Consider the following 3,508-nt stretch of genomic DNA (forward strand, 5'->3'; position numbering starts at 1 on the left):
TAAGTTCTATATTAAAATCTATGGGAAAAATCTCATTAAAAGATGAACTAAATTGTAAAGGTTGCGGATATGAGAGCTGTAGAGAACATGCTATGGCGATATACAACGATATTTCTGAGATAAATATGTGCTCACCTTATATGAGACAGAAGGCTGAAAATATATCGAATTTAATATTTGAAGCATCTCCATTTTTAATAGGGCTTGTCGATAAGGAGTTACTCATGATCGAATTTAACAACAAGGCTAAGGATTTTTTCAAAATAATTGATAATGACTACATCGGTTATCCAATTTTTATGTATGTGGATGATACTGCATTTTCTGATTGTTTAAGTAAACATGAAAATATATACAACAATATCGTATTTATTGAAGATTTAAACAAAACTTTATCTCAAGACATATTTTGGTTAGCTGAAGAAGAAATATTCTTATGGATGGCACATGATATTACAGAACAAATCGAAAATAAAAAACGAGCTGACAAAGTCAAATACGATACTATAAACCTAGCACAAACAGTCATTAATAAGCAAATGACTGTAGCTCAAGAAATAGCTAGATTGCTCGGTGAGACTACCGCCGAAACAAAAGTCATTTTAAGTCGAGTAAAGGATTTAATAAGGTATGAAAATAATGATAATTTGAGAGATTCTTAATTAAAAGCATGATTTTAGAAGGTATTCTCGAAGTAAAAAGTATGATTTAGGTGTTAAACTAAAATCATACTTTTTTAAATTAGCGTTTATTTTTTATATGTTTAATATTTTTATCAAATTCAGCATCCTTTTTTACGTTTATCTTTAGATTGCATTTAGGACATCTAATAGTTTGCCCGACATCTGATAATTTTATCACTACATTGCTAGAACAGACAGGACATTTGTAATTGATTTGCATATGGTATTCATCTCCTATAAATTACAAAAAAATTCTATACTACTGAACATTAGCATAGAATTTTTAAAAACATACTACTTTTGTGTCATATAGCTGCTAATTATATGACTTATTTTTATATACCCTACTATTAGAATATATTATCTTTTAAAAGATGTAAAGTTCCATTTTAGTAGTACTACTTATTCTGGTAAAGTAGTACTACTAAAATCGTACTTTTTGATAACTTTCTTTAATTTATAATTATATTATGGAAATATGATAAATTTTCCAAAATAAATATATGGGAGGAGAAAGATGAGGGGAATTTTTAAAAAGTTAGGAACAACGTTTTTGGCTATATGCTTAGTTATAGCTATGTTGCCTCTAAAAGTATTTGCAGAAGAAACTACTACAGGGGAAAATATTAATGTAAGAGTGTCCGTTGAAAATACTACTTTTTTAGAAGATAAGGGAAATGGAGTACCAGCTTTTACAGGTGAACTTGTTAGTACAGATGTACAGATTCCTGCAGATTCAACTGCATATGATGCCTTTAAAGCAGCAATGGACAAAGAAAAAATTGAAATTAAAGGAAGTAGCAGTTATATTTCTGCTATCGGTGGATTAAGTGAGTTCGATGGTGGAAGTGCAAGTGGCTGGATGTTTACAGTAAACGATTGGTTTACAAATGTCGGTGCTGGCAGCTATAAGGTAGAAGACAACGATGAAATTAGATTTATGTATACTTGTTCTTATGGAAGTGACTTAGGTGGAACTTATGGAGATAGCAATAAGACTTTAAAAGACTTAAAGACAGATGTAGGAACTTTATCGCCAGCATTTTCAAGTGACATTAAGGAATATGAATTAAAGGTTCCTCAAGGTACAAAACAAGTAGTAGTTACACCAACAGCTACAAATAAGAATTTCCAAGTAAGAGCTAGCGTAGGAGATACTGAATACAAGAGAATTCAAGCTATACCAGTAGAAAATGGAACAATTATAACTGTAAAATGCGGAGATCCATCATGGCCAAGTATGAATTCAACTACTACTGATGCTCAAATTTATAAATTAAAAATAGTAGAACAAGGTGAAACTCCAGCTGTAGAATACAAACTTAACTTATCAGCAGATCCTCAAGAAGGAGGAACAGTAGACGTAGCAACTACTACATATGATGCAGATTACAATGACACTACTACAAAGGATGAAGGTATCACTTCAAAGGAAATTGATTTCTCTGAGTATAAAGCTTTAAATAGTGAATGGAGAGTATCTGCAAAAGCTAAAGATGGTTACGAATTTAAAGGTTGGAAAATAGGAGATACAGTGTATGATTCAAGTAGTGATTTAAGCTCAATTGATGCAGGTGGATTATTAGTAGATATAGATAAGGATACTAATGATTTATTCTTATTCAACTACAATGAAAATGGAATAGTAGATATATCAAATGATGTAAATATATCAGCAGTATTTGAAAAAACTACATCTAATCAAGATATACTAAATGATTTCGTATCTAATAATTTAGATTTCTATAAATTGAGACCTCAATTTGGTACAGATACAAATGTAGTAACTATGCTTAATAATTACATAGAATCTAAGGATTCAGAACACGACATAACTGCAACATTAAAATCAACAGACGATACTGAGTATGTAAAAGAAGATGGTACTATATCTTATTATGATAATTTTGATTTCTCAGGGTTTGCTTCAATATATCAAGCTAACGTTGGTTTGACATTTACACTTAGCCTAGGCGATGCAAGTGTAGACGTTGATACAAAAGCACTTATCGGATGGGATGCCGACAAAGTAAGAGCTAAGATGAATGAAGAGATAGACGCTAATCTTACAGAAGATAAGATGAAGGGTGAAAATACAGATTTACAAAATGTAGAAACTGACTTAGTTTTACCACAAATACTTGGTTCTACATACAAACAAAGCTTATCTCAAATATCTTGGAAATCATCAAATACAGATGTAATAGCTATCCAAGACGGTGAAGGATATACTTATCCAGATTATATAGGAAAGGTTACACAACCAACAGAAGATACAGAAATTACTTTGACAGCTACTTTTAAATTTACTAAGACTAATTCAAGTCTTGAAAAAGATATAACTTTCACAAAAGACTACAAGGTTTTAGTAAAAGCTAAAAAGATAGATGAAGAAGCAGTTAAAAAAGCTATGTTAGAAGAATTAAATAGCAAATATACAGCTGATTTACTTAAAGATTTTAATACTAAAGAAGTCATAGATATAAATAATGTAACTGGAGATATACAATTACCAAGACCAAGTAAAATAGGTTTAGTAAATAAAGAAATAAAAGTTACAAGTAGCGATGAAAGTCTTCTTAAAATAAATGGATATCGTATATACACATATCAACCTGTAGGAGAAGACAAGACTGTCGATTTAATAATAACTATGACAAGAGATGGATTAAGCGTTGAAAAACGTATCACTTTAACTATAAAACAAGTTTCACCAGAAGAAATTCAAAATGAAATCAAGTTAATGGAAGCTGTAAAAGAACATTACTTTGATGGAATAAACGATGGATCTAATACTGATAAGGATAATGTAATAAATAATTTAC

3 protein-coding genes are annotated in these 3,508 nt (G+C 30.2%); 2 read left to right on the forward strand and 1 reads right to left on the reverse strand.

Annotation, left to right across the window (positions count from 1 at the left end; genetic code table 11):
- Positions 1 to 662: (Fe-S)-binding protein (locus MR593_RS09520; RefSeq protein WP_290692249.1), on the forward strand; the 662-nt coding region annotated here is incomplete at its 5' end.
- Positions 663 to 741: 79 nt separating this feature from the next.
- Here the strand turns inward: MR593_RS09520 and MR593_RS09525 are convergent.
- Complete coding sequence (locus tag MR593_RS09525; protein WP_290692250.1) at positions 742 to 903, reverse strand: hypothetical protein; 162 nt, start codon at positions 901 to 903, stop codon at positions 742 to 744.
- Positions 904 to 1,200: 297 nt separating this feature from the next.
- On the opposite strand from MR593_RS09525, the gene MR593_RS09530 reads away from it, so the two are divergent.
- Positions 1,201 to 3,508 (forward strand): DUF4430 domain-containing protein (locus MR593_RS09530; RefSeq protein ID WP_290692252.1); only part of this gene is annotated, 2,308 nt, incomplete at its 3' end.

Origin of the sequence: Intestinibacter sp. (genome assembly GCF_022780145.1) — a bacterium.
Classification (GTDB): domain Bacteria; phylum Bacillota; class Clostridia; order Peptostreptococcales; family Peptostreptococcaceae; genus Intestinibacter.

What these genes read in the sequence shown, in the direction of transcription:
- MR593_RS09525 (WP_290692250.1), bottom strand. Translation starts at nt 903, where the DNA reads ATGCAAATCAATTACAAATGTCCTGTCTGTTCTAGCAATGTAGTGATA.